Source organism: Bariatricus sp. HCP28S3_A7 (assembly GCF_052066375.1).
GTDB lineage: Bacteria > Bacillota > Clostridia > Lachnospirales > Lachnospiraceae > Allocoprococcus.
The window spans coordinates 1-6,928 of record NZ_JBQHSG010000050.1 but is presented as its reverse complement, the minus strand read 5'-3'; the positions used below and the strand labels follow the sequence as shown (position 1 = coordinate 6,928).

Here is a 6,928-nt window from a genome sequence, read left to right as displayed (position 1 = left end):
TGCGCGATGCGCTTCATACACAGGTTGCAGTGGCATAAATCGCTATTTTATTAGCTGAAATATTGAATTTTCAAGGTACAAATCCCATTTTGGGTATGGGAAGTCTTAGTTTTTAATTCATTTGGATCATCATCAGCAAAAGCGACTCGCATATGCCTACCTTCTGATGGATATGTTTTTGTTGTTTGTATCATAGCAAAATCCAATAAAAAACGCAAATCATGTGTTATAGAATAACGCGCAGAATAAAGTAAGTATCTGTCACCGAAAACTGGCAGCTTCCATTCAGTTTTTCAGCAACATACCAGATACTTTTTGTTCCAAACCCGTGTCCGGCTTCGGAAGTATATGGAAGTCCATTCATAAATTCCGGCTTATCTGCATAAGTATTTTTCAGAGAAATCAGTAATTTTTCTTCATTCAGACGCATATCCAGTTTAATCTCACGTCTCGCTTCCGGAAGTTTCAGGACTGCATGGATCGCATTTTCCAAAGCATTGGAAAGAATTGCAGTCATATCCACGTCAGAGACTGCAAGAGTCTCCGGAAGTTGTATAGAGTATTCAAAATGAATATAGTTATGTTCCAGTTCACTCTCATGAGAAGATAGAATTAAGTTTATAATTTCATTTTTACAATATCGCTGTGTTACGGTTTTGTCAGAAGTATGGATGACTTCGTTAATATATTCCAATGCTTTTTCATTGTCGTTATTTTCAATATAAGAAGAAATGCTTAATAAAAAATGTCTCATATCATGGCGCAGAATAGAGACAGCGTGTTCGGAGCGGCGTATCGCATCCAGTTCCTTTTCAGACTGGATCCGCTTCATTTCCATAATTTGGTTGCGCTGTTCTGCTTCTTTATTGGCTTCGTATTCCTTGAAATAAAGAAACAAAAACATCAGATAAGTGATGCAGAGCACGAATCCAAGAAATTCGCCAACTACCTTTGAACCGGAATAAAGAAGTAAAGTATATTTACTTGTCATATAATCAAAGATGTAATAGACAAAAGGCATAAATCCGAGGATAGCCAGTGAACGAGCCGGCTTCTGCAGAAGCTGTGCAGTAATATCGGAAACGTAATGGACAAGCAGGATAAATACGATAATGGTCACGCAGATACGGACACTGTAATAGATCCATTCCTGACTGGTCAATGTCATTGCTGCAATTCCGGTCCAGTTACTGATCTGGCAGCAGAGGTATGCAGTCAGAACAGCCAAAATGGAGTTGGCCATTTTATATTTGTAATAAAAAGTAAGAAACAATACAAGCGGAATGTGAATAATGAAAGGATAGACCTGTTCCGTGAAACTGGTTCCATGCAATACAAAAGAAAGCACATAAAAAACACCTGTAATACACGAAAAAGTTAACAAGGCAAGGATATTCCTCCGGTTCATGCGGATGCCGAGAAATGCAGCAGATGCGTAGACACCGAACAATAATGTAGTTGTGTTATGAATCAGGCTTAAAATATTTACAAGCATCGTAGTTTCCTCTTTTGTTCGAAAATATGTGGATAAAATCCAGATCCGGTGTACAAATCGTGGAAAACATATCTATATATCAGGAGTCCTGGAATATCTGGGCAAAATAGGCCTCTTTGAAAGCTTTTGCGTAGCCTCTGGAAACCGGAATGTTCCGCCCGGATTTCGTAGTAATCTCAGCTGCGGTAAAATGATCTACATTTTGCAGATATACAAGGTAGCTTCGATGACATTTGAAAAATCCATCCTGCGAAGAGAAACGATCCTCAAAGGAATGAAATGGTTCTGCGGACTCTATGATATTGCCGGAGCGCAGATGAAAGAAAACTCTCTTATTCTGAGCTTCTGCGTATTCAATTTCATGAAAATACAGTTTCTGATAACCGGTGACAGTTTTGATTACCATGTTCTTTGGTTCTTCTGCAAATGATTGGGCACATTCGTCCAAAAGTTCCTTGAGCTTATCATAGGCAATTGGTTTCAGCACATATCCCTGAGCTTTGACCTCATAAGACTCTAAGGCAAATTCCGGTGATGAAGTCAGAAAGATGATTTTAACGGACTTATCGCGCTGACGAAGTTCCCTGGCAGCATCCATACCATTTAAAAGAGGCATGATAATGTCCAAAAAAATAATATCTAGCCGTTCTTCTGTATTGGCAGCGACTAGCTTATCACCGTTATTAAAAGTGTATATCTTTACCGGGATCCGGCGTTCATCGGACCATTTCCGAATTAATTTTTCAGCACAGATCAGGAACATCTTGCTGTCATCACAGATGCCTATTTTCAGCATATTCTCACTCCAGTTCATCTTTTCTATAAATACATTTTAATATAGAAACACTTTTCTTTCAATAAAATCAAATTGCAGTTCGCGCCGTATAAATGACAACTCGCGCCGGAGACAAAAATAGGACAGGAAAATAGATATAATGTTAGATGGGATTAGGATAATTAATTTGGTAATGAAATAGGTAGTATGCATAAAATACAAAGGAGACAAAAGAGATGAAAAAGATGAAGAAAAAAGCCTGGGCATGCCTGATGGCGCTGGCGATGGTACTGACCATGCTGCCGGGAATGGCGGTGAAGGCAGAGGCGGCGACGGGTTATGGCATATGGGTCGGAGACACAGAAGTTACAAGTGAATGCACAAGTGGAAATGGCTGGAGTTATGATGCAGAGACAGGTACACTGACGCTGGATAATTTCTATTATAAAGGTGAGGGTAAAACCCCGGACAGTTCGAACAGAGGAGGAATTTGCGTTCTGAGACCGAATTCGGCGAATCAATCGCCTGCTACTTTGTATATTAAGCTTCAGGGAAACAATTACATTGAAAACACATCAAAAAGATCCTACTGGAACGCTGGAATTTTTAGTTATTCTGATCTTGTTATCAGCGGTGAAGGTTCGCTTACTGTCAAAGGCGGTACAGGTGGAACCAGCCATGGAATTAGTGGGCAAAATCTTATTATAGAGAGTGGAACAATTGAAGCAGAAGGACGAGCTTCAGCGGGAAGCAGCGGAATTTATATGTATGGTGATGTCACTGTGAATGGTGGAAAAGTAACTGCCAGTGCGGATAATTCCACCAGCAGTGTAAGCCGTGGAATTGAATGTGACAGAAGCTTTATCATGAATGGCGGTGAAGTTACTGCAACAGCAAAGAATGCAAAATCAACAGGTTATGGTATTGAAGCAGATTATAATATCATATGCAAAGGTGGAATATTAAAGGCAGGAGGAGAAACGCAGGCTTTATATAGTCATACAAATTCCTATCCAGAAGGCTATGCAAAGGGGAAAGAGTATCCGGGAAAGAAGACATTAACGGCAGCTGACTTCACATTTTCTGCTCCATCAGATTTGATTTACGATAAAAGAGGCAAAGAATCAAAAGTCGTATTTAATGGTGATAATGACTGTGGTGATATTACTGTAAAATATTATGATGCAGATAATAAACTCTTTGACGGATTGCCGACAGAAGTTGGCGGACCTTATACTGTAAAGATTGATGTTGCTGAAAATGATGAGTATGATGGAGCTACTGACTTAACAGATTCTGCATGGAAGTTTGTAATCGAATATGGAGAAGCAACTTCTGATATGTGTACCGTATCTGGAATCAATGCGGCAGGCTGGGCAAAGGATAAAGTTATTATTACAGGTAATGGAGACAATAAAGTTGCAATTATGTCTACAAACCACTTTGCAGACAGCACAGATTTTGGCGGTATTGAAACGGATAACGGAAATGTTACAATCTATGTGCAGAGTGCATCTGGAAAAGTATATCGTAGATACTTAACATACAAACGGGATAAGACCGCGCCGGTTATCGATGGACTGAAAGATGGAATAGTTTACTGCGGTACATCAAAAGAATTTTCAGTAAGTGATGCGTTAAGTGGACTTGCAGATGTGAAAGACGGAGAGAAATCTCTTGGAACAAGCGGAACATATCAGTTGGCAGCCGGAACACATACAATCACTGCAACAGATATAGCAGGTAACAGTACAACTGTTAATGTTGAGGTAAACGGTGAGCATGAATATAAAAATGTTGAGTATATCTGGAATGCAGGCAACACGGAATGTAAAGCACATGTAGTTTGTAAAAACTGTGGACAGGAAGTGGATGAAACAGCAACTGTGACTTCGGAAGTAACACAGAAACAAACATGCGAGCTTCCAGAGAAGACATTGTACACAGCAACATTTAAAAACAATGTTTTCAAGACACAGAAGAAAGAAGTATCGACAGCGGCTGCACTTGGTCATACATCAAACAAAGATGACGGAGACTGCACAACAGCCGTAACATGTGTAAGATGTGATTATGTATTTGTAGCAGCAAAAGCAAAGCACAACTTTGGCGGAGAGATGCAGAAAGAGGAGTCTGGTCACTGGACAGTATGTCAGAATAAAGACTGCACTAAGGAGAATAGGGAAGAACACATTCCAGATATTGAAGCACCGACAGAAAATCAGGATCAGAAGTGTAAAGAATGTGGATATATCATTGCCAATAAGTTAGGACATCAGCATAAGCTTCATTTGAAATTAGTCGAAGCAAAAGCTCCAACATGTACTGAGGAAGGAAATCAGGCATATTATATCTGCACGGAAGATCAGCATTGCTTCTCTGATAAAGATGCAGAAAATCCGGTTAATTATTCTGATATGGTCATTGCCAAAACCGAACATGATTATGGTGATTCAGTTTACACATGGAGTAATGATAATACAACCTGTACTGCAACAATCAGTTGTAAGAGGTGTCAGACAGTAGTGGAAAACGAAGAAGCACAGATGACTTCAGAAGTAACACAGAAGCAGTCCTGTACAGAACCTGAGCTCACAACTTACACAGCAACATTTAACAATACAGCATTTGCTGCTCAGACAAAAGATGTGCAGACAAAAGAGGCTGCCGGACATAGAGCAGGTGACTGGATTGTAGATAAAGAAGCAACAGTGACAGAGGCGGGAAGCAGACATAGAGAATGTACTGTATGTAGAACAGTTTTGGAGGCAGAAGCAATTGCGAAATTACCAACACCTGCACCTGTTACATACAAAATCATTGAAGGTGCTGCCGGTACATACACAATCAATGCAGATGGTACATACACAATCCGTGCTAACGGTGAGTTCAGCAAATTTGTAAGTGTTGAGATGGATGGAAAGGTTGTAGACAGCAAGAACTACACAGCCAAGAGTGGTTCCACAATCATTACATTTTCAAAGGAGTATATGAGCAGCCTTTCAGCAGGAAAGCATACTGTTAAGGTGAACTTCACAGATGGTTCCGCAGAGACAACTCTGACAGTAGCACAGAAAGATACAAAAGATACAGGTAAGACTGACGTAGGAAAGAAGCCAGCTTCTAAATCAGCAAAAACAGGAGACAACAGTAACTTGATTGCATGGTTCATCCTATTAGCAGCATCTGTTTGTATCGTAGGTTCTCTCAGAGTAATCAGAAGACAGAGAAGAAGATAATAACCTCATAATTTAATAAAACAGGAATGCATAATATACGCCCCGTAAAATATTCACATTTTGCGGGGCGATTTTCCTTAAGAAAAACATAAGTATTTTCTTGTTGAGAAGATAGGAATGTTATGATATGATAAGTCCACTCAAACATTCGAAATAGTGATCATGATATTTTAAGAAGCAGTTCTGCTTCGATCAAAACGGACAGAATCGTCCGGAATTCCATGTTTGAAAAAGTAACTGTAGATGAGTATAATAAAAGGAGAACCGTATGGTAAAAAACGAAAATTTCATAATGCAGGCGAAGGAAAGCAAGACATTGCAGGAACTGAATCTTACAGACGATTTCTTGTTTGATGTGGCAACGGAAGAACTTGAAAATTGTAAGGCAATTATCGAACTGACTACAGGACTTAGGCTTAAGAGTTTGAAGTGGAAATCTGGACAGAAAGTAATTCACAATCTTCCGGGAAAGCGTGGAGTTAGGCTGGATTTCATTGCAGAATCGGAAGATGGAAGGATATTTGATGTAGAAATGCAGAATCGTAATGAAGGAAATATTCCGAAGCGGACCAGATTCTATCAAGCACTGATAGATGCACCGATACTCAAAAGTGGAGAGCGAGGATTTGATAAGATGAATCCACTCTACATTATTATCATTTGTAATTATGATCCATATGGAAAGAAGAAATATTGCTATACATTTGATAATCAGTGCAAAGAAGTTCCAGGACTGCGCTTAGGAGATGAAGTAACAAAACTGCTTTTGAGCACAAAAGGTGAGAATGAGGAAGAAGTGTCGAAGGAGTTGGTTGATTTTCTTCACTATGTAACGGAAAGTAATGAAAATGGACTTCCAGATGAATGTGATGAGAGGCTGAAACGTCTGCATGAGAGCATACGAGAAATCAAAGCCAGTGCGGATATGGAGGTAGAGTATATGAAGATGGAAGAAAGAGAACGGATTATACGAGACGAGGGAAAACAGATTGGAATTATTAATGGAAAAATAGAATCTGTTTTGGAATTACTTGAGGATAAAGGAGAAGTTCCGGAAAAGGTGAAGGCAGAAATTTTCGCAGAAACGGATCCGGAAGTATTGAAGAAGTAGCTGCGTTTGGCAGCAAAATCGGAAACGATAGAGGAATTTTGTAAAGAGATAGATCATTAAATGGAACTGTAAAATGCATAATATACGCCCCGCAAAATATTCACATTTTGCGAGGCGTTTTTGTATGAAATAATAATCAGAACAGCTACAATTTCAAGGAATGGTATGTCAGATATCAAATATCCACGTCTTCAGTATCGTAAGCGCCAAATATTCCTGCGGATTTTCTAACACTCTGATTTCCTCTATAATTGTAGGCGAAAGATATTTAGACTATTTCACTACAATTACGGAGGATAGGTTATGGC

General features: G+C 39.4%; 4 protein-coding genes. 2 read left to right on the top strand and 2 right to left on the bottom strand.

Going from position 1 to position 6,928, the window contains the following annotated elements:
• Positions 1–226: 226 nt before the first annotated feature.
• Both ACTNA4_RS15615 and ACTNA4_RS15610 read right to left on the bottom strand, forming a co-directional pair.
• Complete coding sequence (locus ACTNA4_RS15615; RefSeq protein WP_441031040.1) at positions 227–1,495, bottom strand: sensor histidine kinase; 1,269 nt, start codon at positions 1,493–1,495, stop codon at positions 227–229.
• A gap of 79 nt (positions 1,496–1,574) precedes the next feature.
• On the bottom strand, positions 1,575–2,291 hold the full coding sequence (locus tag ACTNA4_RS15610) for a LytR/AlgR family response regulator transcription factor (protein WP_441031037.1): 717 nt from the start codon (positions 2,289–2,291) through the stop codon (positions 1,575–1,577).
• 215 nt (positions 2,292–2,506) lie between these two features.
• Between ACTNA4_RS15610 and ACTNA4_RS15605 the strand changes: the two genes are divergently transcribed.
• Positions 2,507–5,509 (top strand): hypothetical protein, encoded by a 3,003-nt coding sequence (locus ACTNA4_RS15605; RefSeq protein ID WP_441031034.1) that lies wholly within the window; start codon positions 2,507–2,509, stop codon positions 5,507–5,509.
• Positions 5,510–5,777: 268 nt separating this feature from the next.
• On the top strand, positions 5,778–6,620 hold the full coding sequence (locus ACTNA4_RS15600) for an Rpn family recombination-promoting nuclease/putative transposase (protein ID WP_441031031.1): 843 nt from the start codon (positions 5,778–5,780) through the stop codon (positions 6,618–6,620).
• The last annotated feature ends 308 nt before the right edge of the window (positions 6,621–6,928 follow it).

Coding starts and splice junctions, on each gene's coding strand:
- ACTNA4_RS15615 (WP_441031040.1), bottom strand. CDS start 1,495: ATGCTTGTAAATATTTTAAGCCTGATTCATAACACAACTACATTATTG.
- ACTNA4_RS15610 (WP_441031037.1), bottom strand. CDS start 2,291: ATGCTGAAAATAGGCATCTGTGATGACAGCAAGATGTTCCTGATCTGT.
- ACTNA4_RS15605 (WP_441031034.1), top strand. CDS start 2,507: ATGAAAAAGATGAAGAAAAAAGCCTGGGCATGCCTGATGGCGCTGGCG.
- ACTNA4_RS15600 (WP_441031031.1), top strand. CDS start 5,778: ATGGTAAAAAACGAAAATTTCATAATGCAGGCGAAGGAAAGCAAGACA.